The sequence below is a fragment of the Paractinoplanes atraurantiacus genome, from assembly GCF_900215205.1.
GTDB classification, from domain to species: domain Bacteria; phylum Actinomycetota; class Actinomycetes; order Mycobacteriales; family Micromonosporaceae; genus Actinoplanes; species Actinoplanes atraurantiacus.
The window spans coordinates 13,790-39,608 of record NZ_OBDY01000049.1 but is presented as its reverse complement, the minus strand read 5'-3'; the positions used below and the strand labels follow the sequence as shown (position 1 = coordinate 39,608).

24 protein-coding genes and 1 pseudogene are annotated in these 25,819 nt (G+C 71.0%); 10 read left to right on the top strand and 15 right to left on the bottom strand.

What is annotated here, in order from left to right:
- The first annotated feature begins 26 nt into the window (after positions 1 to 26).
- The 3 genes from treS (at position 27) to glgB (ending at position 5,292) form a co-directional block, all read left to right on the top strand.
- Positions 27 to 1,808 (top strand): maltose alpha-D-glucosyltransferase, encoded by a 1,782-nt coding sequence (treS, locus tag CRP55_RS49510; protein ID WP_097329076.1) that lies wholly within the window; start codon positions 27 to 29, stop codon positions 1,806 to 1,808.
- A complete protein-coding gene (locus CRP55_RS49505; protein ID WP_097329075.1) occupies positions 1,805 to 3,115 on the top strand; it encodes a maltokinase N-terminal cap-like domain-containing protein in 1,311 nt (436 codons plus the stop codon). The genes treS and CRP55_RS49505 overlap by 4 nt, the downstream gene beginning before the upstream one ends.
- A 71-nt stretch (positions 3,116 to 3,186) precedes the next feature.
- The gene (gene glgB / locus CRP55_RS49500) at positions 3,187 to 5,292 is read left to right on the top strand and encodes a 1,4-alpha-glucan branching protein GlgB (protein ID WP_097329087.1); all 2,106 of its coding nucleotides are present in this window, start codon (positions 3,187 to 3,189) and stop codon (positions 5,290 to 5,292) included.
- On the opposite strand, the gene CRP55_RS49495 is transcribed toward glgB, so the two are convergent.
- Entirely contained in the window at positions 5,289 to 5,708 is a 420-nt protein-coding gene (locus CRP55_RS49495; RefSeq protein ID WP_179855693.1) for a hypothetical protein, read from the bottom strand. The two genes, glgB and CRP55_RS49495, sit on opposite strands and share 4 nt — an antisense overlap.
- A 102-nt stretch (positions 5,709 to 5,810) precedes the next feature.
- Here CRP55_RS49495 and CRP55_RS49490 point away from each other — a divergent pair, with 102 nt between their 5' ends.
- Entirely contained in the window at positions 5,811 to 6,491 is a 681-nt protein-coding gene (locus tag CRP55_RS49490) for a response regulator transcription factor (RefSeq protein ID WP_097329074.1), read from the top strand.
- Positions 6,488 to 7,738 (top strand): HAMP domain-containing sensor histidine kinase, encoded by a 1,251-nt coding sequence (locus CRP55_RS49485; protein ID WP_097329073.1) that lies wholly within the window; start codon positions 6,488 to 6,490, stop codon positions 7,736 to 7,738. Before CRP55_RS49490 ends, CRP55_RS49485 begins: the two co-directional genes overlap by 4 nt.
- Before the next feature lie 49 nt (positions 7,739 to 7,787).
- Here the strand turns inward: CRP55_RS49485 and CRP55_RS49480 are convergent, their stop codons facing one another.
- The 6 genes from CRP55_RS49480 to CRP55_RS49455 form a co-directional block, all read right to left on the bottom strand.
- Positions 7,788 to 8,255 (bottom strand): PepSY domain-containing protein, encoded by a 468-nt coding sequence (locus tag CRP55_RS49480; RefSeq protein ID WP_097329072.1) that lies wholly within the window; start codon positions 8,253 to 8,255, stop codon positions 7,788 to 7,790.
- An 83-nt stretch (positions 8,256 to 8,338) separates the two neighbouring features.
- Positions 8,339 to 8,725, bottom strand: a complete 387-nt coding sequence (locus CRP55_RS49475; RefSeq protein WP_097329071.1) for a VOC family protein — start codon at positions 8,723 to 8,725, stop codon at positions 8,339 to 8,341.
- 10 nt (positions 8,726 to 8,735) lie between these two features.
- Positions 8,736 to 9,365, bottom strand: a complete 630-nt coding sequence (locus CRP55_RS49470) for an NIPSNAP family protein (protein ID WP_097329070.1) — start codon at positions 9,363 to 9,365, stop codon at positions 8,736 to 8,738.
- Positions 9,362 to 9,793 (bottom strand): Rrf2 family transcriptional regulator, encoded by a 432-nt coding sequence (locus CRP55_RS49465; RefSeq protein WP_097329069.1) that lies wholly within the window; start codon positions 9,791 to 9,793, stop codon positions 9,362 to 9,364. Before CRP55_RS49465 ends, CRP55_RS49470 begins: the two co-directional genes overlap by 4 nt.
- Positions 9,794 to 9,874: 81 nt before the next feature.
- Positions 9,875 to 11,137: a hypothetical protein gene (locus tag CRP55_RS53750; protein ID WP_097329068.1), complete on the bottom strand. Its 1,263-nt coding sequence runs from the start codon at positions 11,135 to 11,137 to the stop codon at positions 9,875 to 9,877.
- A 31-nt stretch (positions 11,138 to 11,168) separates the two neighbouring features.
- A complete protein-coding gene (locus CRP55_RS49455; RefSeq protein WP_097329067.1) occupies positions 11,169 to 11,705 on the bottom strand; it encodes a GNAT family N-acetyltransferase in 537 nt (178 codons plus the stop codon).
- Between the two features lie 55 nt (positions 11,706 to 11,760).
- Between CRP55_RS49455 and CRP55_RS49450 the strand changes: the two genes are divergently transcribed.
- Positions 11,761 to 13,440, top strand: coding sequence for a serine/threonine protein kinase (locus CRP55_RS49450; protein WP_097329066.1), 1,680 nt, complete (start codon positions 11,761 to 11,763; stop codon positions 13,438 to 13,440).
- Here the strand turns inward: CRP55_RS49450 and CRP55_RS49445 are convergent.
- Entirely contained in the window at positions 13,424 to 15,793 is a 2,370-nt protein-coding gene (locus tag CRP55_RS49445; protein WP_245923986.1) for a Tex family protein, read from the bottom strand. The genes CRP55_RS49450 and CRP55_RS49445 overlap by 17 nt on opposite strands.
- 200 nt (positions 15,794 to 15,993) lie before the next feature.
- Between CRP55_RS49445 and CRP55_RS49440 the strand changes: the two genes are divergently transcribed.
- Complete coding sequence (locus tag CRP55_RS49440; RefSeq protein WP_097329065.1) at positions 15,994 to 16,713, top strand: PP2C family protein-serine/threonine phosphatase; 720 nt, start codon at positions 15,994 to 15,996, stop codon at positions 16,711 to 16,713.
- Here the strand turns inward: CRP55_RS49440 and CRP55_RS49435 are convergent.
- Positions 16,700 to 17,914 carry an MFS transporter gene (locus CRP55_RS49435; RefSeq protein WP_097329084.1) on the bottom strand — a complete coding sequence of 405 codons (1,215 nt, stop codon included), beginning with the start codon at positions 17,912 to 17,914 and terminating at the stop codon, positions 16,700 to 16,702. The genes CRP55_RS49440 and CRP55_RS49435 overlap by 14 nt on opposite strands.
- 509 nt (positions 17,915 to 18,423) lie before the next feature.
- A complete protein-coding gene (locus CRP55_RS49430) occupies positions 18,424 to 18,987 on the bottom strand; it encodes a winged helix-turn-helix domain-containing protein (RefSeq protein ID WP_097329064.1) in 564 nt (187 codons plus the stop codon).
- Positions 18,988 to 19,137: 150 nt separating this feature from the next.
- Here CRP55_RS49430 and CRP55_RS53745 point away from each other — a divergent pair, with 150 nt between their 5' ends.
- A complete protein-coding gene (locus tag CRP55_RS53745; RefSeq protein WP_179855695.1) occupies positions 19,138 to 19,383 on the top strand; it encodes a PspC domain-containing protein in 246 nt (81 codons plus the stop codon).
- Here CRP55_RS53745 and CRP55_RS49425 read toward each other — a convergent pair.
- From CRP55_RS49425 to CRP55_RS49410, 4 genes and pseudogenes are all read right to left on the bottom strand, one after another.
- Positions 19,291 to 20,151 (bottom strand): annotated as a pseudogene (locus CRP55_RS49425) (cytochrome c biogenesis CcdA family protein); the annotation flags it as partial. The gene CRP55_RS53745 and the pseudogene CRP55_RS49425 overlap by 93 nt on opposite strands.
- Positions 20,152 to 20,154: 3 nt before the next feature.
- Positions 20,155 to 20,673, bottom strand: a complete 519-nt coding sequence (locus CRP55_RS49420; protein ID WP_097329062.1) for a TlpA family protein disulfide reductase — start codon at positions 20,671 to 20,673, stop codon at positions 20,155 to 20,157.
- On the bottom strand, positions 20,670 to 22,139 hold the full coding sequence (locus CRP55_RS49415) for an NADH-quinone oxidoreductase subunit NuoF family protein (RefSeq protein ID WP_097329061.1): 1,470 nt from the start codon (positions 22,137 to 22,139) through the stop codon (positions 20,670 to 20,672). The genes CRP55_RS49420 and CRP55_RS49415 overlap by 4 nt, the downstream gene beginning before the upstream one ends.
- Positions 22,136 to 23,698, bottom strand: a complete 1,563-nt coding sequence (locus tag CRP55_RS49410) for a translation initiation factor III (RefSeq protein WP_245923982.1) — start codon at positions 23,696 to 23,698, stop codon at positions 22,136 to 22,138. Before CRP55_RS49410 ends, CRP55_RS49415 begins: the two co-directional genes overlap by 4 nt.
- Before the next feature lie 470 nt (positions 23,699 to 24,168).
- Here CRP55_RS49410 and CRP55_RS49405 point away from each other — a divergent pair, with 470 nt between their 5' ends.
- Positions 24,169 to 24,954, top strand: coding sequence for a hypothetical protein (locus CRP55_RS49405; RefSeq protein ID WP_143235518.1), 786 nt, complete (start codon positions 24,169 to 24,171; stop codon positions 24,952 to 24,954).
- 86 nt (positions 24,955 to 25,040) lie between these two features.
- A complete protein-coding gene (locus CRP55_RS49400) occupies positions 25,041 to 25,550 on the top strand; it encodes a hypothetical protein (protein WP_097329058.1) in 510 nt (169 codons plus the stop codon).
- Between the two features lie 54 nt (positions 25,551 to 25,604).
- Here CRP55_RS49400 and CRP55_RS49395 read toward each other — a convergent pair whose 3' ends face one another.
- Positions 25,605 to 25,802 carry a hypothetical protein gene (locus tag CRP55_RS49395; protein WP_143235517.1) on the bottom strand — a complete coding sequence of 66 codons (198 nt, stop codon included), beginning with the start codon at positions 25,800 to 25,802 and terminating at the stop codon, positions 25,605 to 25,607.
- Between the last annotated feature and the right edge of the window lie 17 nt (positions 25,803 to 25,819).

The window sequence follows — 25,819 nt, the reverse complement described above, 5'->3', positions numbered from 1 at the left end:
CTGCGGGTGGGTAGGTGGGGAACCTGATGGACCAGAAAAACGATCTCGACCTTGATCCGGCGGAGGGTCTCGATCCCACGGAAGGCAGCCACGTCGAGGACGGCGTGGTCGAGCACCCGAGCGCGGAGGACTTCGGTCACGCACGGGCCCTTCCGGCCGACCGGACGTGGTTCCAGCGCGCCGTCTTCTACGAGGTCCTGGTCCGGGCGTTCTACGACTCGAGCGCGGACGGCTCCGGCGACCTGCGCGGCCTGATCGAGCGGCTCGACTATCTGCAGTGGCTGGGCGTCGACTGCCTGTGGCTGCCGCCGTTCTACCAGTCGCCGCTGCGCGACGGCGGCTACGACATCAGCGACTTCTACAAGGTGCTGCCGGAGTTCGGCACGGTCGAGGACTTCGTGGCCCTGCTCGAGGCGGCGCACAAGCGCGGCATCCGGGTCATCACCGACCTGGTAATGAACCACACCAGCGACCAGCACCTGTGGTTCCAGGAGTCCCGGCGTGACCCCGACGGGCCGTACGGCGACTTCTACGTCTGGAGCGACACCAGCGACAAGTACCCCGACGCCCGGGTCATCTTCGTCGACACCGAGGAGTCCAACTGGACGTTCGACCCGGTGCGCCGGCAGTTCTTCTGGCACCGGTTCTTCTCGCACCAGCCCGACCTCAACTACGACAACCCGGCCGTGCAGGAGGCGATGCTCGACGTCCTGCGCTTCTGGCTCGACCTCGGCATCGACGGCTTCCGGCTGGACGCGGTGCCTTACCTGTACGAGCGTGAGGGCACCAACGGCGAGAACCTGCCCGAGACGCACGCGTTCCTCAAGCACTGCCGCAAGGTGATCGACGACGAGTTCCCGGGCCGGGTGCTACTGGCCGAGGCCAACCAGTGGCCGGCCGACGTCGTCGAGTACTTCGGCGATCCGAAGACCGGCGGCGACGAGTGCCACATGGCATTCCACTTCCCGCTGATGCCGCGGATCTTCATGGCCGTACGGCGTGAGTCCCGTTTCCCGATCTCGGAGATCCTGGCACAGACACCGGCCATCCCGGACAACTGCCAGTGGGGCATCTTCCTGCGCAACCACGACGAGCTCACGCTCGAGATGGTCACCGACGAAGAACGCGACTACATGTACGGCGAGTACGCCAAGGATCCGCGGATGAAGGCCAACGTCGGCATCCGGCGGCGGCTGGCGCCCCTGCTGGAGAACGACCGCAACCAGATGGAGCTGTTCACCGCGCTGCTGTTGTCGCTGCCCGGCTCGCCGGTCCTCTATTACGGCGACGAGATCGGCATGGGCGACAACATCTGGCTGGGCGACCGCGACGGCGTCCGTACGCCGATGCAGTGGACGCCCGACCGCAACGCCGGCTTCTCCACGGCGAACCCCGGGCGGCTGTACCTGCCGGCCAACCAGGACCCGGTCTACGGCTACCAGGCGGTGAACGTCGAGGCCCAGCGCGACAGTTCCACGTCGTTGCTGAACTGGACGCGTACGATGCTGGCGGTGCGACGCCGCCACGAAGCGTTCGCCGTCGGCACGTTCCGCGAGTTGGGCGGATCGAACCCGTCGGTGCTGGCGTACCTGCGCGAGGACGGCGACGACGTCGTCCTGTGCGTGAACAACCTGTCGCGCTTCCCGCAACCGATCGAGCTGAACCTGCAGCACTGGAACGGGTACACACCCGTGGAACTGACCGGGCACGTGAACTTCCCGCGCATCGGCCAGCTGCCGTACCTTCTGACGCTCCCCGGGCACGGCTTCTACTGGTTCCAGCTGTGCGGGTCCGAGGAGAAGCAATGACGCTGCCTTTCGCCGAGTGGCTGCCGCAGCAGAGGTGGTACGCCGGTAAAGCACGCACCTTGTCGTCGGTCAAGGAAGCGTCGTCGACGGCGCTCGACGACAACCTCGACCTGGTGCTGATCGACGTGGAGTACACCGACGGCAGCTCCGAGCGGTACCAGGTGATCGTGGCCTGGGACTCCGGCCCGATCGTCGAGTACAGCGAGGTCGCGACGATCGGCACGGCCGGCAACCGCACCGGCTACGACGCCCTCTACGACCCGAACATGGCCCGCAAGCTGCTCGCGCTGATCGCGGCCGGCGGCACCCGGGGCGACGTGATCTTCGAGCCGGAGCCGGGTGCCGAGTTCCCGGTCGACTCGTGGCCGCGGGTCTTCGACGCCGAGCAGAGCAACACCAGCGTCATCTTCGAGCAGGACGCCATCCTCAAGGTGTTCCGCCGGGTCTCGGCCGGCATCAACCCCGACATCGAGCTCAACCGGGTGCTCGGCCGCGTCGGCAACGTGCACGTGGCCAAGCTGCTCGGTTCGTTCCAGACGACCGAGAGCGGCGAGCCGAGCCCGCTGGGCATGGTGACGCAGTACGCGGCGAACTCGGCCGAGGGCTGGGCGATGGCGACCGCGTCGGCCCGTGACCTGTTCGCCGACTCCGAGTACGGCGCCGACGAGGTCGGCGGCGACTTCCAGGGCGAGTCGTACCGGCTCGGTGAGGCCGTCGCCTCGGTGCACGCCGACCTGGCCCGCGAGCTCGGCTCGGGCCCGTCGCCGTTCCCGGTCGACGCCATGCTGGCCCGGCTGCGGACGGCGGCCAACTCGGTCTCCGAGATCCAGCAGTACGTGCCGGCGATCGAGGACGAGTTCCGCGGGCTCACCGGCGAGCAGGTCGAGGTGCAGCGCGTGCACGGCGACCTGCACCTCGGTCAGGTGCTGCGCGTTCCCGAGGGCTGGCTGCTGATCGATTTCGAGGGCGAGCCCGGGCAGCCCCTCGACGAGCGGCGGCTGCCCGACTCGCCGCTGCGCGACGTCGCCGGTGTCCTGCGCTCGTACGAGTACGCGGCCTACCAGCTGCTGGTCGACCAGGACGACGACGAGCCGCTGGCGGCCCGCGCCCGTGAGTGGATCGACCGTAACCGGGCCGCGTTCTGCGATGGATACGCGCACGCCTCCGGCGTCGATCCGCGCTCGCTCGGGTCGCTGCTGTCGGCGTACGAGCTGGACAAGGCGGTCTACGAGGCCGCGTACGAGGCCCGGCACCGGCCCGGATGGCTGCGGATCCCCCTGCGGTCCATCGCGCGGCTCGTCGGCTGATCTTTTCGACTAAGGAGCTTCCCGTGACCGGCCAGACCGTTTCCTCCTCGCTCGCCGCGGACCAGCGCGCCCTGAACAGCGTGGTGGCCGGCGACACCCACGACCCGCACGCGACGCTCGGCGCCCACCCCGGCGGCGGCAACACGATCATCCGGACCCTGCGCAAAGGCGCCAAGGCGGTCGCCGTCGTGGTCGACGGCGAGCGCACCGAGATGACCAAGGTGCACCCGGACGGCGTCTTCGCCGCCGAGCTGCCGGGCACGGTGCTCGACTACCGGCTGGACGTGGACGGGACGACGGTCGACGACCCGTACCGTCACCTGCCGACCCTGGGCGAGCTCGACCTGCACCTGATCGGCGAGGGCCGGCACGAGAAGCTGTGGAAGGTGCTCGGCGCGCAGCCGAAGGGCGACGGCGTCGGCTTCGCGGTGTGGGCTCCGTCGGCCCGCGGTGTGCAGGTCATCGGCGACTTCGTCGGCTGGGGGCCGTACGACGGCTGGCCGATGCGCTCGCTGGGCAGCAGCGGGGTCTGGGAGGTGTACGTCCCGGAGGCGCACACCGGAAGCAAGTACAAGTTCAAGATCCTCGGCCGGGACGGCGTCTGGCGTGAGCACGCCGACCCGCTCGCGCAGCACACCGAGGTCCCGCCGGCGACCGCCTCCGTCGTGTACGCGTCGTCCTACGAGTGGGCCGACGACGAGTGGATGACCGCGCGGGCCTCCAAGACGTGGCACCAGGAACCGGCCAGCGTCTACGAGGTGCACCTTGGATCGTGGCGGCCGGGTCTCTCGTACACCGAATTGGCTTCCGAGCTCGTTGATTACGTCGTGGAGATGGGCTTCACGCACGTCGAGCTCATGCCGGTCATGGAGCACCCCTTCGGCGGGTCCTGGGGCTACCAGGTCACCGGATACTTCGCGCCGACGTCGCGCTTCGGCAACCCCGACGAGTTCCGGTTCCTGGTCGACAAGCTGCACCAGGCCGGCATCGGCGTCATCCTCGACTGGGTGCCGGCGCACTTCCCCAAGGACGAGTGGGCCCTCGCCCGCTTCGACGGCACCCCGCTCTACGAGCACGGCGACTGGCGCCGCGGCGAACACCCCGACTGGGGTACGTACGTCTTCGACTTCGGCCGCAAGGAGGTCCGCAACTTCCTGGTGGCCAACGCGCTCTACTGGTGCGAGGAGTTCCACGCCGACGGCCTGCGGGTCGACGCGGTCGCCTCGATGCTGTACCTCGACTACTCGCGCAAGGACGGCGAGTGGACCCCGAACCAGTACGGCGGCCGGGAGAACCTCGACGCGATCAGCTTCCTGCAGGAGATGAACGCGACCGTCTACAAGAACAACCCCGGCGTCGTCACGGTCGCCGAGGAGTCGACGGCGTGGCCCGGCGTCACCCGCCCGACCCACCTCGGCGGGCTCGGTTTCGGCTTCAAATGGAACATGGGCTGGATGAACGACACCCTGTCCTACATGGAGCACGAGCCGATCCACCGGCAGTGGCACCACCACCAGATGACCTTCGCGACGGTCTACGCGTGGAGCGAGAACTACATCCTGCCGATCAGCCACGACGAGGTCGTGCACGGCAAGGGCTCGCTGACCGGCAAGATGCCCGGCGACCTGTGGCAGAAACTGGCCAACACGCGGGCCCTGCTCGGCTTCATGTGGGCCTTCACCGGCAAGCAGCTGCTGTTCATGGGCGGCGAGATGGGTGACCTGCGCGAGTGGAGCGAGGAGCGCGGCCTCGACTGGGACCTGCTCGACGACCCGCAGTTCGGCGGCATCAAGACGCTGGTCAAAGACCTGAACCACGTTTACCGGGACACTCCGGCGATCTGGTCGCAGGACACCGAGCCGAGCGGCTTCCGCTGGATCACCAGCGAGGACTCGCAGCACAACACGTTCTCGTTCGTCCGGTTCGCGCCCAACGGCGACGCGATGGCCTGCGTGGTCAACTTCGCGGCGGTGCCGCAGGAGGGCTACCGGATCGGCCTGCCGCGGCCGGGCCGCTGGGCCGAGGTCATCAACACCGACAGTGAGTCGTACGGGGGGTCGGGCGTGGGCAACCTCGGCGAGGTCCACACCGACGAGATGCCCTGGCACGGCTTCGACCACTCGGTGTCGCTGCGCGTGCCGCCGCTGGGCGCGGTCTGGCTGCGCCACGAGGCCTAATCGTTCGAGACCTCCAGCCGGGGGGCGCCGTTCACGCAGCTCAGCTCGACCTCTACCCGGTCGCGGCCGTTGCGGAACTCGCCCTCCCGCTGGTCCTGGTCGTGCACGGCCCAGCCCTGCGCGGGCGCCATCGAGATGATCCGGTCGCAGGCGGCTACGACCGTACCCCCAATGGTGTTGAAGGTTTGGCCTTTCGCCGCGTTCGACGCCGGCGCCGATTTCGGATTTGTCGGATTCGTCGTCGGTGCGGAGCCGAGGGCGCGCTCGACCTCGTCCTCCGGCAGCACGGTGGCGGCCCGCTCCGAGGTCAGGCCCGAGCCGACGAGGCCGATGCCGACCACGCCGACCAGCACGGCCAGGATCGCCGCGGCGGTCCAGCCGGCGACGATCACCGAGGTCCGGTCGAGAAAGCGCATGAGGGAACTATGCCCGCCGCCCGGCTAAGCCTGGCGCCGCGCAACGCTAAGGGACGGTTAAGAGCGCCGGGTTTCGTCAGATCCAGCGGATAGCGTTCATCCGTGGCGAGACTCCTGCTGATCGAGGACGACCCGGCGATCCGGTCCACCCTGCTGCGCGCCCTGCGCGAGCGGGGCCATGCCGTGGCCGCCTCCCCCACCGCGATGGAGGGCCTGCAGGCCGCCCTGGCCGACCGGCCCGACCTGATCGTGCTCGACCTGGGCCTGCCCGACCTCGACGGCCGCGAGCTGCTGCGCATGCTGCGGGCCATCAGTCAGGTCCCGGTCATCGTGGCCACCGCCCGCGACGAGGAGCGCGAGATGGTCCGGCTGCTCGACGCCGGCGCCGACGACTACGTGGTCAAACCGTTCACCGCGGCGCAGCTCGACGCCCGCGTCCGGGCCGTGCTGCGCCGCTTCTCCCCCGGCGAGACGCCCTCGGTGCTGGCCGTGGGCGGCCTGCGCATCGACCCGTCGGCCCGCGTGGTCACCCTCGACGGCGCGACGGTCGAGCTCACCCCGCGCGAGTTCGAGCTGCTGCACCATCTGGCCCAGCGTGCCGGCCAGGTCGTCACCAAGCGCGAGCTGCTCACCGAGGTGTGGCAGGTGCCGTACGGCGGAGCCGACAAGACCGTCGACGTCCACCTCTCCTGGCTGCGCCGCAAGCTCGGCGAGACGGCACAGGAGCCGCGCTACCTGCACACGGTCCGGGGTGTCGGCGTCAAGCTGAGCGGGCCCGCGTGAGGGCCCGGCTGACCCTGCTGGTGGGCGCCACCACCGTGCTCGTGCTGCTGGCCTTCCTGGTGCCGCTGGCCCTGCTGGTGCGCCAGGTGGCGGAGGACCGGGCGATGAGCCGCGCCGACGACGTGCTGCGCACGGTGGTGCCGCTGGCCGGCTCCGGCGACCGCGACGCGATCCGGCTGGCGGTCACGGCCCAGTCCGTCCCCGTGTCGGTCTTCTTCCCCGACGGCAGCGTTCTGGGTCACGAGACAGACCCCAGCCCGGCCGTACGCCTGTCGGCCGCGCGCGGCGAAGCCCTGACCGTGGCCGTGGACGACGACCGCGAGATCGTCGTCCCGGTGGTCGGCGCGTCCGGCACCGCGGTCGTCAGCACGGTGGTCAGCGACGACGACCTGCGTCACGGCGTGGGCCGCGCGTGGTTCACCCTGACCGGCCTGGGCCTCGTCCTGGTCTTGCTCAGCCTGCTGGTGGCCGACCGCCTGGCCCGGGCCATCACGGCGCCGATCACCGAGCTCTCGGCCGTCTCCCACCGCCTGGCCCGGGCCGAGCTGACCGTGCGGGCCAGCCCGTCCGGCCCGGCCGAGCTGCGGGAGGTCGCCGGCGCCCTCAACCACCTGGCCGACCGCATCCAGGTCCTGCTGAGCGCCGAGCGCGAACGCGTCGCCGACCTGTCCCACCGGGTCCGCACCCCGCTGACCGCCCTGCGCCTGGAGACGGAGTCCCTGCGCGACCCCGAGGAGGCGGCCCGCGTCTCGGCCGCCACCGACGAGGTGGCGCGCGCGGTGACGGCCCTGATCCAGCAGGCCCGCCGCCGCGACGAGCCGGCCGGCCCGCCCCATTGCGACGCCGCGGCCGTGGTCCGCGACCGGGTGGCGTTCTGGGCCGTCCTGGCCGAGGACACCGGCCGCGCCCTCACCCAGGAGATCCCACCCGGCCCACTGCCGGTGGCCGTGGCGCCCGACGAGCTGGGCGCGGCCCTCGACGCCCTGCTGGGCAACGTCTTCGCCCACACACCGGACGGAACTGCTTTCGAGGTACGCCTGGCGGCCGCCCCCGCAGGTGCCGTCCTCACGGTGACCGACGAGGGCCCCGGCTTCACCCTCGAGGTGGCCCGGCGGGGCGTCTCGGCCGTCGGCTCCACCGGCCTGGGCCTCGACATCGCCCGCCAGGTCGCCACCACCTTCGACGTCGGCGCCCGTCCCGGCGGCGGCGCCTCGGTGCGCCTTCAGCTGGCCGCCCCGCCCACATGAGAAGCCCGGCCACCCGCATACGGGTGGCCGGGCCGGGTGAAGGCGTTCGTCAGTCGTCGTCGTTGTCGTCGCCGCGGTCGTCGTCCCGGTCGCCGGTCTCGTGCTGGACGACCTTTCCGCTGGCCGGGTCGATCTCGATCTCGTGTTCGACGTCGCCGACGTGCACGTCGACGTCCCAGACCTGGCGGTCGTTGTCGTCGTCGTCGAGTTCCACCTCGTGGACCTGGCCACCCGGCACCGCGCGCAACGCGATCTCCCGCGCCCCGTTCGCGTCGACGGTGGCGCCGGCCGGCGCGGCCGGGTCGGCGGAGCCGCTCGAGGTCGCCCCGCCGCTCGGGGTCGAGGCGCTCGGGGCGGGGCTGGTGGTGTCGCTCGGCGTGGCCGACGGTGTCTCGGCCAGGGCGGCGGCGACCCGGGCCGGGCTCTCGCCGCGGGTGGCGGCCAGCGCGGTACCGGCGATGCCCAGGGCCGCCAGGACGCCGACGCCGGCCACCACGACGGTGCGAGTGCTCTTCATCAGTTGACCTCCCAGTCGTTTCGGACGGTCCTACGATCGCGGGAGATCGCCTATGGGCACGCTGTGCCGGCGTTAAAGGAGTCCTAAGCCTGATTCACGGGCGGCGCCCAGCCCGGGCGCGGGATCAGGCAGAACGGATGCCCGGCCGGATCGGCGAAGACGTAGTCGCCGTCCAGTTGCCGCGCGCCGAGCGCCCGGACGGCCTCGGCGGCCGCGGGCTGGTCGTCGACCATGACGTCCAGGTGCATCTGCTGCGGGACGGCCGGGTCGGGCCAGGTCGCCGGCCGCTGATCGGGCGACCGCTGAAAGGCGAGCCCGGAGGTGGCGGTGTCGGCCGAGACGACCGCGAAGTCGCCGTCGTCGTAGGTGACGGGCTGACCGAGCACCTCGCTCCAGAACCGCGCCGAAGCGCCGGGGTCGGGGCAGTCGACGATCAGGTGGTGAAGGCGTCCGACCGGCACGCGGCTCACCTCGTTCGGGTCAGCGCAGGCGGGAACCCGCGGTAGGACTCAGGCGCAGATGACGCGTCGAGTCTGTCAGGCGCGGGAACCGTTTCAAGTGGTCAGCGAGAGCATCCTCGTCGGGAAAACCGGCGAACCAGGCGAAAACGTGCTCGCCCGTGCGTACCGGGAGGGCCGGGAAGGTGTTCTCGGCGTACTCGGTGGTGAGCAGGGCCAGAGGGGCGACTCCGAACTCGGCGGCCCGCGCCGCGACCAGCCCGGCGAAGTCATCGCCGAAGGGCCGTTCGCCGAAGTGAAGCGTGGCCAGGAAAGGGCCCCCGCTATCCGGAGCGGTGGGGAACGGTGGGGTGGCGGTCGCGGGGCGCAGGAGGAGGACGTTGTCGCTGTCGAGCATCGTGGCGTTGGCCTCGGCTCGATGGGCCATCCAGGTGGGGCCGGTGTAGAAGGCGGTCAAGGCGGCCGCGCGGGACGGCATGTCGGGGAAAGCGCGCAGCCAGACGAAGCGGTCGGGGTCGTCCAGGTCGCGGAACTGGCCGATCACCCGCATGCCGGCGGCTTCCTGGGTGTGGACGAACTCCCGGTCGAAGAGGGCGATCAGGTCGTCGCGGCGGCCGGGACGCAGGGAGTACTGGCGGAGTTCGACGATCATCGTGCCTCCAGGGAGCGGTGCAGGACGTCGGCTATCGAGGTGCGGGCCAGCTCGCGGTGCAGCGCCTGCTCGGCGCCGGCGTAGACGTCGCTGAGGGCGGGGCGGATGCCGCGGCCGACAGGGCAGTCGAGGTTGGGCTCGGTGTGGTGCAGCGCGAAGATCGGTGGGCCCTCGACGGCCTCGTGGACGTCGCTGAGAGGGATCTCGGCGGGTGGGCGGGCGAGGTGCCAGCCGGCGCCGGTGCCGTGCCGGACAGCCACCAGACCGGCCCGGCGCAGGTCGCCGAGGCTGCGGCGCGCGATCACCGGGTTGACGTTGATGCTGGCGGCCACCTCGTCGGAGGTGAGCACGTCGCGGCCGCGCCGATGCGCCAGGGCCAGCCAGGCCAGCGCGTGCACGGCGATGGTCAAACGGCTGTTCGCGGCCATCGATGCCTCCTCGCTGTAACAGCTTCGGTTACAGCGAGAAGGACGTCAAGCAGTATCGATGCGGAAGCCGCCGAACAGCGCTCAGGCCGAAGGAGACGAAGGCGGCGCGGGCGGGTTCGTGAGCGGCGCGGTTGAAAGGCCGGGCGAATCCGCGGGCGCGGGGACCGGCGCGGGGCCGGGCTGATCCATGACCGGTGAAGCCAAGGCGGGGCCGGGCTGGTTCTCGACCGGGAAGGCCGCCGAGGAGCCCGGCTGATCCGTGGCCGGGGAGGCCTGGGCAGGACCGGACTGGTTCTCGTCCTGGGCCGGGGAGGCCGACGTGGGGCCGGGCTGATCCTGGGCCGGGGAGGCCGGGGGCGGTGGAGCGTAGGGGGAAGGCTCGGTGAAAGGCGCCGGCGGTTGCGGGAACGGCGTCGAAGGCTGGGGGAAGGCCGAGCCGGGGTAGGTGGGCGCGGGGAACGCCGCGCTGGGGTAGCCGGGTGCCGGGAAGGCATGGCCTGGATAGGTGGGAGCGGCCGGCGCCGGGCCCGGGCGCGTGGGCGCGGGGAACGCCTGGCCGGGAAACGCTGGGCCGGGGAACGGCGCGCTGGGGAACGGCGGGCTGGGGAACGGCGGGCCGGGGAACGGCGGCGCTGGGTAGGACGGGGCGGGGTAGGCGGGCGGCATGCCGTAGCCGTAGGGGTGGAGCGGGCCGGGAGCGCCGGGGCGGGCCGGGCGGAAGAAGCGGCTGGACGGGCCGACCAGGAGCAGGACCACTGTGACGATGGCGCAGGCCAGGGCCAAGGCCAGGGCGGAGAAGCTGATCACCTCGTAGGCGATGCTCCAGCCGGTCGAGTCGAGGGCGGACAAGCGGTCGTAGAAGGCATCGCCGGGATACGTACCCGAGTAGTAGTCCGTGTCGTCCGGGAAGGGCTCGTCGGCGAACGGGTCCTCCTCGTCGATGCCGCCGGCGGCCAGGCCGCCGAAGAAGACGAACAAGCCCATGCCGCCGACCAGGCAGCCGGCCAGGAACAGCGCCACCGGGGCGCCCATGCCGACGAACGTCAGGATGCGGCCGACGTTGTTGCCCCGCCGGACCAGGAACGCCGTCACCCCCAGCCAGATGGCCAGGATCAGCGCGGGGATCGCCGGGAACAGCGTGTCCGACATGTTGAACGAGCGCTCGCTCGCCACGTCGGCCGGGTCGGTGCCGGGGGCCAGGGCGGCCTCGGTGATCAGCCCGTCGTAGTGGACGGCCTTGGCGATGGCCGCGCCGACGAACAGGAGCAGCATCGCGACGACGGCGAGCTGGAAGGAGAAGGCGACCCGGACGGTCGCCGGTTTCGGCGGGAGGGGCTGTGTCACGCGGGCACTGTACGGATCAAGGCTTAGTTGATCAATCCAGGAGCCATTCCGAGGCCAGGAGGCCGTAGATCAGGTCGTCGGTCCACTCGCCCTTGATGAACGTCTGCTGGCGCAGCAGGCCCTCGCGGGTGAAGCCGAGCCGTTCCATGAGCGAGGCCGAGGCGACGTTACGGGCGTCGCACTCCCCCGCCACCTTGTGCAGGCCCTGCACGCGGAAAAGGCGGTCCAGCACGGCCCGTACGGCCTCCGTGGCGTAGCCCTGTTTTTGATGTTGCGAAGCCAGGGTGAAGCCGATCTCGGCCTGCTGGGCGTTGTCGTGCAGGTGCACCGCGACGTCGCCGATGAGGTCGCGCTCGGCGGCGCGCTCGATCGCGTACTGGAACCAGCCGGGCTTGTCGGGGTCGGAGGCCATGAAGTTGGCGACGGCCGTCTCGGCCCGCAACAGCGGGAACGGCGCGTCCCACGACTGGTAGCGCGCGACCGCCGGATCGGAGCGGTACCCGGCCAGCACGGGCGCGTCCGTGGGGCGGAAGCGCCGCAGGATGAGCCGTTCCGTCGCGATCAGCATGGGACGAGGTTATCCGGCCGGGTAACGCAGCGACCGCGCCCTATACAGTGCTCACATGCCTGGGGAGCATACGGAGGCGTTGCGTCCTCGCGACCCGGCGCGACTGGGCTCCTACGAGCTGGTCGGCCGGCTCGGCGAGGGTGGCATGGGCACCGTCTATCTGGCCACGTCACCGGCGGGAGTGCTGGTGGCGGTCAAGGTGGTGCGCGCCGACCTGGCGCACGACGACGAGTTCCGGCGCCGCTTCCGTTCCGAGGTGGCCCGGGTGCGGCAGGTGCCGCCGTTCTGCACGGCCGAGGTGCTCGACGCCGACCCGGACGCCGAGCATCCCTATCTGGTCTGCGAGTACGTGGACGGGCCGACCCTGGCCGAGGTGGTCGAGGAGCGCGGCCCGCTGACCGCGGCCAACCTGCACAGCGTGGCGATCGGGGTGGCGACCGCGCTGACCGCCATCCACGGCGCCGGGGTGATCCACCGCGATCTGAAGCCGCGCAACGTGCTGCTCGCGCCGGGCAGCCCCAAGGTGATCGACTTCGGGATCGCGCGGGCCATGGGCGCGCCGAGTGACAACACGGCCGCGTCGCAGATGGTCGGCACCGTGGCCTACATGGCGCCGGAGCGGTTCGGTGACGCCGACGTGCCGATCACGGCGGCGGCCGACGTGTTCTCGTGGGGCAGCGTGGTCGCGTACGCCGGAATCGGAAAGACCCCGTTCGGCGGTGACTCGCCGCCGGCCACGGCCGGGCGCATCCTGACCAGCCCGCCCGATCTGGAGGGCCTCAGTGGTCCTCTGCGCGACCTGGTCGCGTACACCTTGGAGAAGGACCCGAAGAACCGGCCGACCGCCCGCGAATTGCTTGATCTGCTGGTGGCGGGGCCGACGAGGCCCGCGGCGACGAAGGCCGCGCTCGACGACCAGCCCGATCTGCGGGTGGCCGCGGCCAAGGCGCAGTCGGTGACCGGCCTGATGCCCAAGGGCTACGAGGAAGACTCGATCATCACGGTGCCGATCTCGGCGGCCGGCCCGGTGGAGGAGGAGCCGGAGGCCAAGCGGCGCTGGTTCATGCCGGTCGCCGTGGCGTTCCTGGTGCTGGCGGTGATCGCCGGCGCGATGATGGTGATCTTCGGGCGGGAGCCGGCGGAGACGTCGGCGGAACCGCCGCCGCCGGCCGACCAGCCGATGATCATCAAGGACGACCTGACCACCGCCCGCTACTGGCTGGCCAAGACCGAGCCGGACGGGCACTCGGCCTGCGAGTTCACCGGCGGTTCGCTGGTCGCGCGGGTCGACAGCCGGCGGCTCTACAAATGCCCGGGCCCGCAAGACCAGTTGCCGGCCGACATCAGCGCCGAGGTCGGGGTGCGGCTGCTCAGCGAGGACTCGTGCGCGGCGATCTGGTTCCGTTTCGGAGCCAACAAAGGTTATTTGGTACGGGCGTGCGCGAACAGCGTCTACGTCGGCACCCACAAGGGCACCGACGTGGTCGTCACCCGCACCATGCCGCTGGACCGGCCGCTGCCGATCGACGGGCCGGCCACCCGGCTCGGGTTGCGGGTCGACGACGGCACGGTGACGGTCACCCGCGACGGCGAGACGGTCGGCCAGGCGCCCCTGGCCGACCCCGACATCGCGGGCGCGCGGCTGCTGCTCGGCGTCTACCCGGACCGGGACGCTCCGGTGAACGGCCCGTTCCGGGTGGCCTTCGACCACATCGCTATTACTTCGAGTCCTTAGTCAGGCCGGCCCGGCGCAGGGCGTCGGCCATCGCGCCGCCGTTGAAGCTGCGCTGGTCCTGCTGACGGGGACGCTGCTGCTGGCCGCCGCCCTGGCGCTGCTGGCCGCCACCGCCCTGGCGCTGCTGACGCGGCTGGCCCTGGCGCGGCTGGCCCTGCTGCGGGCCGCGGTCGTCGCGCGGCTTGCGGACGGGCTCGTCGGTCAGGCGCATGGTCAGTGAGATCCGCTTGCGGACCTCGTCGACCTCGACCACCCGCACCTTGACCACGTCGCCCGACTTCACGACCTCGCGCGGGTCTTTGACGAAGGTGTTGGACAGCGCCGACACGTGCACCAGACCGTCCTGGTGGACGCCGATGTCGACGAACGCGCCGAACGCGGCGACGTTGGTCACCACGCCCTCGAGGACCATGCCCGGCTTGAGGTCGGCGATCTTCTCGACGCCCTCGGCGAAGGTGGCCGTGGTGAAGCCGGGACGCGGGTCGCGGCCGGGCTTCTCGAGCTCCTTGAGGATGTCGGTGACCGTCGGCAGGCCGACGCTGTCACTGACGAACTGCTCCGGCTTGACCTTGCGCAGCACCTGGGTGTTGCCGATGACGCTCTTGAGGTCGGCGCCCACGGTCGACAGGATCGTGCGGACCACCGGGTACGACTCGGGGTGCACGCTGGACGAGTCGAGCGGGTCGTCGCCGTCGGGGATCCGCAGGAAGCCCGCGCACTGCTCGAACGCCTTCGGGCCGAGCCGCGGCACCTTCTTGATCTCGGAGCGGTTCTTGAACGGGCCGTTCGAGTCGCGGTGGATCACGATGTTCTCGGCCAGCGTGGCGCCGATGCCGGAGACGCGGGTCAGCAGCGGCGCCGAGGCCGTGTTGACGTCGACGCCGACCGCGTTCACACAGTCCTCGACGACCGCGTCGAGCGAGCGGGACAGCTTCACCTCGGACAGATCGTGCTGGTACTGCCCGACGCCGATCGAGCGCGGGTCGATCTTCACGAGCTCGGCCAGCGGGTCCTGGAGGCGGCGGGCGATGGAGACCGCGCCGCGCAGCGACACGTCCATGCCGGGCAGCTCCGACGCCGCGTACGCGGAAGCCGAGTAGACCGACGCGCCGGCCTCGGAGACCATCACCTTGGTCAGCTTGGCCTCGGGGTGCCGCTTGATCAGGTCGGCCGCGAGCTTGTCGGTCTCGCGCGAGGCGGTGCCGTTGCCGATCGCGATCAGGTCGACGTTGTGCTTGCTGGCCAGGGCGGCCAGCCTGTGGATCGACTCGTCCCACTTGTTCTGCGGCACGTGCGGGTAGATCGTGTCGGTGGCGACCACCTTGCCGGTGCCGTCGACCACGGCGACCTTCACGCCCGTACGGAATCCGGGGTCGAGCCCCATCGTCGACCGCGTGCCCGCCGGCGCCGCCAGCAGCAGGTCGCGCAGGTTGGCCGCGAAGACCCGGACGGCCTCGTCCTCGGCCGCCTGCCACAGCCGCACGCGCAGGTCAGCGCCGAGGTGGATGAGGATGCGCGTGCGCCACGCCCAGCGGACCGTGTCGGACATCCACTTGTCGCCCGGGCGGCCCTGGTCGCTGATGCCGAAGCGGGCGGCGATGCGCGGCTCGAAGGTGGACTCGTCCTCCGGCTCGGGCTCCATCGTCAGGTCGAGCACACCCTCCTTCTCACCGCGGAACATCGCGAGGATCCGGTGCGAGGGCAATTTGGCGTACGGCTCGGCGAAGTCGAAGTAGTCGCTGAACTTGGCGCCCTCGGTCTGCTTGCCCTCGGTCACCTTGGCGACCAGGCGGCCGCGGGTCCACATGCGCTCGCGCAGGTCACCGATGAGGTCGGCGTCCTCGGCGAACCGTTCGATCAGGATGGACCGGGCGCCGTCGAGGGCGGCGCTCTCGTCGGCCACACCCTTCTCGGCGTCGACGAAGGCGGCCGCGGTGGCCCGCGGGTCGAGCGACGGGTCGCCGATCAGCTGGTCGGCCAGCGGCTCCAGGCCGGCCTCGCGGGCGATCTGGGCCTTGGTGCGGCGCTTCGGCTTGTACGGCAGGTAGATGTCCTCGAGCCGCGCCTTGGAGTCGGCGGCGAGGATGGCCTGCTCCAGCGCGTCGTCGAGCTTGCCCTGCTGCCGGATCGACTCGAGCACGGCGGCACGGCGCTCCTCCAGCTCCCGCAGGTAGCCCAGCCGCTCCTCGAGCGTGCGCAGCTGCGTGTCGTCGAGGGTGCCGGTCACCTCCTTGCGGTAGCGGGCGATGAACGGCACGGTGGCGCCGCCGTCGAGGAGCTCGACCGCCGCGGTTACCTGGCTCTCGCGGACACCGAGCTCGGAGGCAATGCGCTGATGGATCGCTGTCGTCACGCCGACGATTGTCTCCGATGCCCGGATCGCCTGTCTCGCCACCCCGCACGACGCACCCTCTGTACCGCTCCTGGGGGACATCAACAGCGGCGGAGGAACCGCCACGCGATGGGCAAATCATCCAACACTAGGCCATCGTCATCCAGGCTTGGTGGGAGGTACTAGAGACATCCGTTTCGGCCTTTGGCAGTCTTATCGGCATGACGCTTGTAGTCCGGGCGGTCGCTGCCACCGATCAGGGTCTGGTGCGGTCCAACAACGAGGACGCTGTCTTCGTGGGCAACCGCCTCCTCGTGGTGGCCGACGGCATGGGTGGGCTCCCCGCCGGCGAGTTGGCCAGCGACATCCTCGTGCAGGCCCTCGCCGTCGTCGACGACAGTCCGGACAACGGTGAGCCGTTGCAGGATCTGCTGACCGCCCTGCAGACGGCCAACGGCCGGATCGAGGCCGCGGTCGCCGACGACGACGCCCGCGACGGCATGGGCACGACGGTCACCGCCATCATGCTGTCCGGCGACCGGGTGGCCGCGCTCAACGTCGGCGACTCCCGCTGCTACCTGGTCCGCGACGGCGAGATGCAGCAGATCACCCGCGACGACACGTACGTGCAGGCGCTGGTCGACCAGGGCGTGCTCAGCGCCGAGGACGCCCGCCGCCACCCGCAGCGGGCGCTGGTGACCCAGGCGGTGCAGGGCGGCCCGTTCCGCCCCACCGGCCGCATGATCCCGGTGCAGGCGGGTGACCGTTTCCTGCTGTGCAGCGACGGCCTGAGCGACTACGTCGAGGACGCGGTGATCCGGCAGACCCTGCTCGACAACGCCGACCGCAAGACGGCGGCGGCCGAGCTGGTGCACCGCACGCTGGAGAACGGCGCCCCCGACAACGTCACGGTGATCGTCGCCGACGTCACGCAGGACTGACCTCGGGCAGCTCCTTCAGGCCGCGCACCGGCGAGAAGACGACCCACAGGACGCCGAGCAGGGCGCCCACGGTCGCCACCCACAGGGCCGGTCGTACGCCGATCAGCGTGCCCAGCGCGCCGCCGAGCAGGGCGCCGATCGGCCGGATGCCGTAGTTGACCGTGCGTTCGAGGCCGGAGACGACGGCCAGCATGGTGGGCGGGGTCGCGGCGGTCTGCACGGAGCCGACGGCGATGTCGAGGATCATGACGCCGGCGGCGGCCAGGAACTCGGCCGTGACCAGGGCGGCGAGGGTGAGCGGCCCCTCGGCCCACGGGACCAGGATCAGCGGCGCCGGGAAGAGCACGAAGCCCACGATCACGGCCGGGCCGATGCCGATGCGGCGGCTGAGCGGGCCGGCCAGGGCCGCGCCGAGCAGGCCGCCGATCGAGCCGATGCCGATGATGAGGCCGAGCGTGCCCGGTGCGATGTGCAGCGAGGTGGTCACGTAGAGCACGAACAGGGCCGCGAAGATGTAGTTGAACAGGTTCAGCGTGGTGGCGCCGAGCAGCACGGCCCGCAGCACCGCCGATCGGGCGACAAATCCGACTCCAGCCGTCATACCGGTCTTATCGGCGGGAGCCGAAGCAGTCTCGGAAACCTGGACGCGGCGCAGGAACGCGGCCGACCACAGATAGCTGGCCGCGTCGACCAGGAGGGCGACCGGGGCGGTGAGCCATTGCACCAGGGCGCCGGCGGCCGACGGCCCGACCACGTAGGAGGCGGCCCGGCTGCCGTTGAGCAGCGTGTTGGCGTCGACGTAGTCCTCGCGGCGGACCAGCGAGGCGAAGAGGCTGGCGTGCGCGACCTCGAAGAGCAGCGAGAACGTGCCGACCGCGAAGGCCACGGCGGCCAGCAAGGGCAGGGTGAGGGCATCGGCCCACCACAGCAGGGGTACGGCGAGCAGCAGCACCGCCCGGCTCAGATCGGCCACGATCATGACCTGGCGTTTGATGGGCCGCCGGTCGACCCAGGCCCCGGCCGGCAGCGACAGGAACAGGTTGGGCAGCAGCGCGGCCGCGGTCAGGAAGCCCATCTGGGCCGGCCCGGCCCCGACCACGAGCACGGCCACCAGCGGCACCGCAATGATCGTGATCTGGTCCCCCACGAGCGACACAGTCTGCGCCGACCAGTACCGCCGAAAAGCGGCCTCCCGCAGCAGCCCCCGCGACCCGGCGGCGGCCCGCGCACCCGAGCCCCCACCAGCGGCAGGCTCCGCGCTCGCGACGGTCCCGCCCGCAGCCACCCCGCCCGCAGTCGATTCCCCGCCCGCAGTCGATTCCCCGCCAGAAATCGATTCTCCCCCACAAATCGACTCCCCAGCCGAAGTCGATTCCACGCCCGCAATCGACTTCCCGCCCGCAATCGACTTCCCGGACGGAATCGACTCCCCGCCCGCGATCGACTCCCCGCCCGCAAGCGACTCCCCGCCCGCGATCGACTGCCCGCCCGCGAGCGACTCCCCGCCCGCGATCGACTCCCCGCCCGCAAGCGACTCCCCGCCCGCGATCGACTCCCCGCCCGCAAGCGACTCCCCGCCCGCGATCGACTGCCCGGCCGCGATCGACTGCCCGCCCGCAATCGATTTCCTGGCCGGAATCGACTCTCCGGCCAGAATCGACTCTCCGGCCGGAATCGACTTTCCAGCTGGAATCGACTTCTCGGTCGCCGTCATGAGTTCGGCGCTGTTTCGCGCGGGACGGCCATCTGGATCAGCTGGATGAGCCGGGAGCCGGGCGGGCGCGCCGACGGGTCGGCCGAGCGGTCGGCGAAGCGCTCGAACAGCGCCTCCATCTGCTCGGTGAGCTCGCGCAGCTCGTCCGCCGTGACGTGGACCAGGGCGTCGCCGAAGCCGGCCGCGGCGCGCCACTCGGCCGGCTCGTCGCCGCGGATGGCCAGGTAGCTCTGTGCCTGCTGGATGTACGACCCGAGCAGCACGCTGTTGAGCTGGTCGGCCGCCGCCCGCATGTCCGGGTCGTCGGAGTCGTCGTCCCAGGACGTCTCGGGCGCGGTGGCCCGCCAGGGCCGCTCCCGCCCGTCGGCGCCCGGCACCCGCTCGGCGAAGCCGTATTTGGCCAGCTGGCGCAGGTGGAACGAGCAGTTCGGCACGTTGTCGCCGAGCGCGGCGGCGGCCTGGGTGGCCGTCTTGGGCCCCTCGGACCGGAGCAGGCCGATGAGTTTGAGGCGCAGCGGATGCGCGTACGCCCGAAGGCTCTTGGGATCGTCGAGCTTCACATCCTAGAGAATGCTTTATAAAGCTTTCTCTAGCAACCCCTCAGGGTTGTGGATCAGGGTCGCCCCAGGGGACTTCCGGATGTCCGCCCGACGAGAAAAGGCCGACGATGGATACATCGACGACCTCTTCGAGGGGAATGTGAGAGATCAATGAACGCCGTGCACGACAGCCTGTCCCGTCAGGGCCTCACCCGTCCGCGGGAGGGCCGGATCCTTGGCGGCGTGTGCGCCGGACTCGCCCGCCGCTTCGGCATCGACGCCTGGCTGGCCCGCCTGCTCTTCGTGGTGGTCCTGCTGGCCATCCCGGGCAGCCAGATCCTCGTCTACCCGATCCTGTGGATCGTGATGCCGTCCGAGAAACCCGCCTATGCGACGCCGTATCCCCCGGCTGCCTGACAACAGCACGAGGGCGACGGCGAACGGCACCACGCCGGCGCCGGCTACGAGATCACTCAGCCACCGCTGCACCGCACCGGCGGCGTTGATCACGGGATCGGTGCCGGCCAGCCGGAGGTTTCCGGCCAGCCGCAGCTCGTACCAGCCGTAATAGGCCACGTAGAGACCAGAGACGATCAGGATCGCGCCGCCGAGCCGGGGCACCACGCCCAGCAGGCGGCGCGTCCGCGTGATCAGCCCGGTGCGCGCCAGCGCCACGGCCACCGCGGTCACCGAGACGATCAAACCCATTCCCAGGCCGTACGCCAGGAAGAGCAGCACACCCTCAGCGAGCGAGCCGGCCCGCAGGCTCGAGACGACCAGCGCCAGGAACGGACCGACCGCGCAGCCGAGCGACGCCACGGCGTACGCCATGCCGAACACGAGGGTCGAGCCCACCGATCCGGACAGAAGTGGCGACCGGACCCGCGGTGCGGGCAGGGAGCGGCCGGCGAGCAGCCATCCGCCGACAACAGCCAGGGCCAGGCCCAGAACCACGGTCAGCCAGGGCAGGTGCGGCAGCAGCACACCGGCGACCGGGGCCAGCACCAGGCCGAACGCGCCGAAGACGAGAACGTAGCCCGCGGTCAGGGCCGCGCTGCACATCAGGGCCCGGCGGACCGGCCGCTCGGCGCCGGTCGCGATCAGCACCGAGAGGTACGCCGGCAGCAGCGCGAAGCCGCACGGGTTGACCGCGCCGAGCATTCCCGCGGTCAGCGCCAGCAGCATCGCTCACACCGCCAGGGACTTGACCTCGGCGGTCAGCTGGAGATCATCCATGTAGCCGGTCTTGCGGACCTTGCCGTTCTGGTCCAGTACGACGTACAAACTCTGCTGGTTGATCTTGAATTTCTTCCAGATCGCGCCGGCCTGGTCGTCGAGGTGCGGGACCGTGTGCAGCTCGAAGTCGTCGACGAACTCGCGCATGGCCTTGTTGTCGCCCATGCCCGCGACGCCCAGGAAGTTGATCTTCCCGCGGTACTGCTCCTCGAGATCGCGGACGCTCTGCGCCTCGCTCGCGCAGGTGGCGCACCAGGGCGCCCAGAACCACAGGATCGTGGGCAGACCGGCCAGCAGGCTCCCGTCGTACGGCTTGCCCTCGATGGTCTTTCCCGAGAAGGAGAGCGTGGCCGGAATCGCCTTGGCGTCGGCGTCCGGCGGATCCCAGGCCGCCGTCGTCTCCTCGTGCGCGCCGCACCCGGTGGCGAGCAGGGCCGAAGCCGCCGCCAGCAGCACGGCGCGCCGCCTCACTTCGTCGCCTCGGTCAGCCGCAGGGCCAGCGCCGGGCAGACGTTTACCGCCTTGCGGGCGCCCGTCTCCAGCCACGGCGGCAGCGGGGTCTGCGGGAAGGCCGGGAAGCCGTTCGAGTCGAGCCGGATGATCTCGGGCGCGACCGCCGAGCAGAGGCCGTGACCGTCGCAGCGCGACCAGTCGACGGCCAGCTTCCGGGCACCCTGCTCGGCCGTGTACGGCAGCGGCAGGATGCCGCGGACCTGCTTGCCGCAACCCTCACCGTTGGTGTGGGCCTCGACGTCCTTGGCGAAGACCTCCAGCGCCGACAGTGCGAACCGGGCCGTGCCGTCCGGGTGGCTGCACGCGCCTCGGCCCTTGACCACACCGGCCGCCTGGCGCACGTTCTCGACCGCGTTGCCGCCGAGCGAGACCAGCGTGACCGCGCGGGCCAGGTCGGGCAGGCCCAGCCGGCACGGGCCGCACTGACCGGCCGACTCGCCGGCCAGATATTGCACGACCTGCGAGACCTCGCCCAGCGGGCAGGTCTTGGAGCCGATCGGGATGAGCATGCCCGCGCCGAGCGTGCCGCCGACGCCGGCGAAGCCCTTCCGCGAGATCGTCACCGTCTTCGCGGCCTCGGCGGTGATCCACTTGCCGTGGTAGCCGCCGACCAGCAGGCCCGGGCCGATGTCGGCGCCGCACATGTTCAGCACGTCCATCAGCGGGGTGCCGGTGGGCGCCTCGACCACGGCCGGGGCCGACGACGCGCCGCCGACGGTCAGCATGACCGTGCCCGGCTCCTCCGGGATGCCGACCGCGTTGTACTCCCACGGCCCGAGCCGGGCCGCGATCGCCAGCTGCGAGTACGTCTCGGCGTTGGAGAGCAGGGTGGGCAGGCCCATCACGCCGTTGTCGCTGGAGCGGACCTTGCGGCCGGGCGGGATGTGCGCCTCGCCGTTGATGCCGCGGACCAGCGCGCCGCCCTCACCCGAGATGAAGCGGTGCGGCACGGTGACGATCCGGGTCGGGCACGGCATGCGCCGCTCGGCCAGGGCGGCGGTGAGCGACTCCTGCCCGATGCCGTCGTCGGCGATGCCGATGACGATCTCCTCGGCGTCCAGCGCGGCGGCGGCCAGGGCGGCGCCGTCCAGGATCAGGTGCGGGCCGCGGGTCAGGATCGCCTTGTCCTTCCAGGACGGCGGCTCACCCTCGGTCGCGTTGACCACGATCACCGGTGGCAGTTCCTGCCGCCGGCAGGAGTCGAGCACCGCGCGGACCTTGCGGGCGAACGGGAAACCCGCGCCGCCGCGACCGCGCAGCTCGATCCGGTCGGCCAGCCCGATCAGCTCGCCCGAGGACAGCGCGGCGAAGCCGCCGTGCACCTCCTGGTGGGCGAGCAGGTCGAGACGACCGTACTCGTCGAAACCCGCGGTGATCCGCGGCGTGCCGATCGAGGTGACCGGCGGAACCTGCGACGCGCTCAATTCGCTTCCCCTCGCAGCTGCGACCAGTACGCGTCGTCAGCCACATCGTCGTCCGCCCGGCCGCGGCCGTCGCGGCGGGCCCCCCGGCCCGCCTGGACGCGTACGGGTTCCTGCTCATCGCGCTCGCCGCGCCGGGTGCGCCGGGACGCCATGTCGACCAGGGTCGGCGTCTCGTCGTCGCCGGCGAACTCGACGAAGCCGCTGCGGCTGTGCCGGCCGGAGTCGGCCCGGTCGACATCGGCGCCCCGCCCCCGGGACCGGCGGGCGGGCGGCTCCTCGTCGGCGTACCGGCCACGCTGCCGGGGCACGTCGTCGTAGTCACGGTCGTCATCGATGCGGCCGCCGGACAGCGGCATGTCGCCCTGGCGCCGGGAGCGGCGCGGCGGGGGCATGTCGTCCTCGTCGGCGTAGCGGCCGCGCTGCCGGGGCGCCGGCGGCTCGTCGTAGTAGCCGCGGTCGTCCCTTTCGGCCCGCCGCATGCGGGTGCCGGTGTCCTCGAGATCATCGCGGCGCATGCGCGTGCCGGTGTCCTCGTAGTCCGCGCGCCGCATCCGGGTGCCGGTGTCCTCGTAGTCGGGGCGGCGCATCCGGGTGCCGGTGTCCTCCATGCGCATCCGGGTGCCGGTGTCCTCGGCCGCGTAGCGGCGGCCGAGCGGCTCGTCGTACTCGATGTCGTCCTCGACCCGGCGCCGTCCCCGCGGCATCTCGTCCTCGAAGTCCGGGCGGGCCATCATCCCGGTCGGCTCGTCGAAGCGGGCGGCCGGGACCACCAGGTCCTCCACCGGCGGCGCGGGCGGCGGCGTGACCGGGCGGAACGTGTCGACCACGGCGACCGGGCCCAGCGTCTGCGGCTCCGGCTCGGGCGCCCGCTCGCGGCGGCCCGGCCGCTTCATGGCCGGGGAGCTCGTCGGCACCAGCGTGCCGACCGGCTTCAGGCCGCCGGCGCCGGCCTGCGAGGCGAAGTCCTTGTTGCGGTTGAGGCTGACCGACAGGCGCACGGCCAGGCCGATGAGCACGCCGAGGATGCAGACGATGTAGCTGACGACGACCCAGGTGGCCGCCGGGCGGCCGGCCGAGAGGCCGTGCGTCAGGGCGATCGGCCACATCAGGTAGGAGATCGCGTGGATCGCGCGCCACATCCACGGCTTGCCGTGGCCGACGAAGCGCGACCGGGCGATGCCGGTCCACATCACCAGCACCATGATCCAGCCGGAGATGGTGCCGAGGCCGACGTAGAGCTTGTTGCCCGCCGCCATGAACGGGATGAAGGCGTCGATGATGCTGATGTGCGACTCGACGACCTTGGTCCAGACGTGGACGAAGAGAGCGGTCACGGCGATCACGCCGGTGGTGCGGTGGGCCGATTGCAGCAGCACCCGTTGCCGGATCGAGAGCACCAGCCGGTCGGTGGCGACCAGGCCGACCATGATCGTGATGGACAGCGACACCAGCGCCACCACGCCCATGTAGAACTCGGCGTAGATGAAGAAGTAGTAGTAGCCGACGCGCCCCGGCGCGGTCATCATCGCGACCGCCCAGATCGCCGCGAGCACGCTCACGGTGAGTATGAGAACCGCGCCCCGGGAGGCGGGTTTCGTACCGGTAGCTCCGACATCGACGGCCACACGATTGGCGGATCGCTCTTTGTTCTTCGTCTTGGCCATTGACTCCTCGTTCTCCGCAGCGGTCACGTCCCGTGGGCGGTGGGACGCCGGCACCCGTGGGGAGTGCCCCGTGCTCTTGGTCTCGGGCAGCGGCCGGTGTCGCGCCGGTCCCTGCCCATCCCCCATCTACGTGCGGGGCGCGGGTTCGGATGAACACTGGGCGGCGATTTTGTCGGCTACTTTGCAGTCACATCTGGCAAAGTGGCGTTGAGCTGGGAAGACACGCCGAAGCAACGAAGACCTAAGAAAAATTTAAGTTATCCGTACGGAGTGACCCGGCCCACCCGGTGAACCTTTCGGCCCCCTCCTGCGAACCCTCCTACGCGCGGGGCGTATCGACGCCCGTGCGGAAGGAGATGATCGGCATGCGACACCTGGCGGCATCCGGCGCCGTCGCGCTGGTCGCGATCGGCTTTTTCGCCACGCCGGCGCGCGCCGACGTGGACGGCTTCTCGGTGAAGCTCGACCAGGCGCCCGCGACGTTCACCATCGGCAAGGCGGCGAAGACGCTGACGGCCGTGGTCTCGACCGAACGGGAGAGCCGGCGCTGCCTCAAGGTGCGGTGGGCACTCACCGTCGAGACGAAGGGCGTCAGCCTCGACCAGATCCGGGTCGGCCGGGTCGAGAACAACCAGGATTTCGGCGTACGGGCGCAGATCGAGAACGACGCGGCGCAGATCGTCGACGAGCGTCTCGACCCGGGCCAGCTGTGCCGCGACCGCACGGTGACCGGTCAGTGGACCGTCGCCTTCACCGGCCCCGACGACGGCGAGGTCACGTTCACGGCCCGTGCGCTGGACGCGACCGGCCGGGTGCTGAGCACGACCGGGTCGTCGGCGCAGGTCGTCACCCCGGTGGCCGCCTCCGCGTCACCGTCCGCTTCGCCGTCCCCGTCACCCTCGCCGACCGAACAGGCTCCGGTCGCCGGCGAGGACGAGGCCGTCGTCACAGAGGACCCCGAACCGTCGGCGGCCGCGCTGGTGCCGGCGTCGAGCAGCACGAGCGTGCTCGGCATCGGGCTCATCATCGGCGCGCTGATGGTCTTCCTCGGCGTCGGCATGCTGTTGCGGCTGCGCGCCCGCAACCGCCGCAACGCGGTCCTGGCGGCCGAACTGCCGACGGGTTTCTACACGGCGCCACGTCGACGATAGTTACGGATCGTGTCGCTGATCCGGCTGACCGTAGCGGCCAGGTGGGCTTACGTTCGCATCTATTCCTGATGCAAGGGGGCATCGCCATGACCGATCGCTTCGATCCCAACATCCCACCCGCCGGGCCGACCGACCCCGCCATCGAGGGCGAGTTCCTCGGCATCGTCGGCATCACCGAGAGGCCCACGCTCGGCAAGTCCAACCTCGTCGTCAACCGCGCGAAGCCGTTCGACATCGAGGTCCGCTGGCGCGTCTTCGGCAACCTCGTGCCGCTGTGGCTGACGGCGCTGTCCGTCCGAACGAAGGACTGGGTCGTCACGGCCTTCGCCGAGTCGCAGGGTCCCGGCGACGAGGTCTCCCTGGGCGAGGTGCGCGTGCCGGTGCGCGGCCCGCTGTTCACCCAGGACGAGAGGTACAAGGCCAAGCTGACCGTACCCGCGTTCACGCTGCCCGAGGGCGACCCGGGCAACACGATCCAGGCCGGCGTCTACAAGATCGTCGTCACGACGTTCCTCGACTCCGATCTGGGCCCGGTCGGCTACGACATGATGGGCTACGCCGAGGGTCCCATCATCAAGGTGGAGGACCCCGAGTAGGAGCCGGGCCGGCTGCCTGGACAACGGCGTCCGGGCGGCCGGTCTTCCCACGCCTTACGAGACGTCGACGCCCTCGATGCTGATGCCACCGAGCGAGCCGACGTGCCGCGCGGAGAAGTCGCCGCGGTCGATGACCGTCAGGCGGGGCCGGGACTTGCCGACCACCACGCGGCGGCCGCACGAGTCGTCGGAGCAGACGAAGAGCACCTCGTTGGCGTTCTCCGCCTCGCAGATCATCTCGTGAAATGACATGTCGACCTCATCTCTGG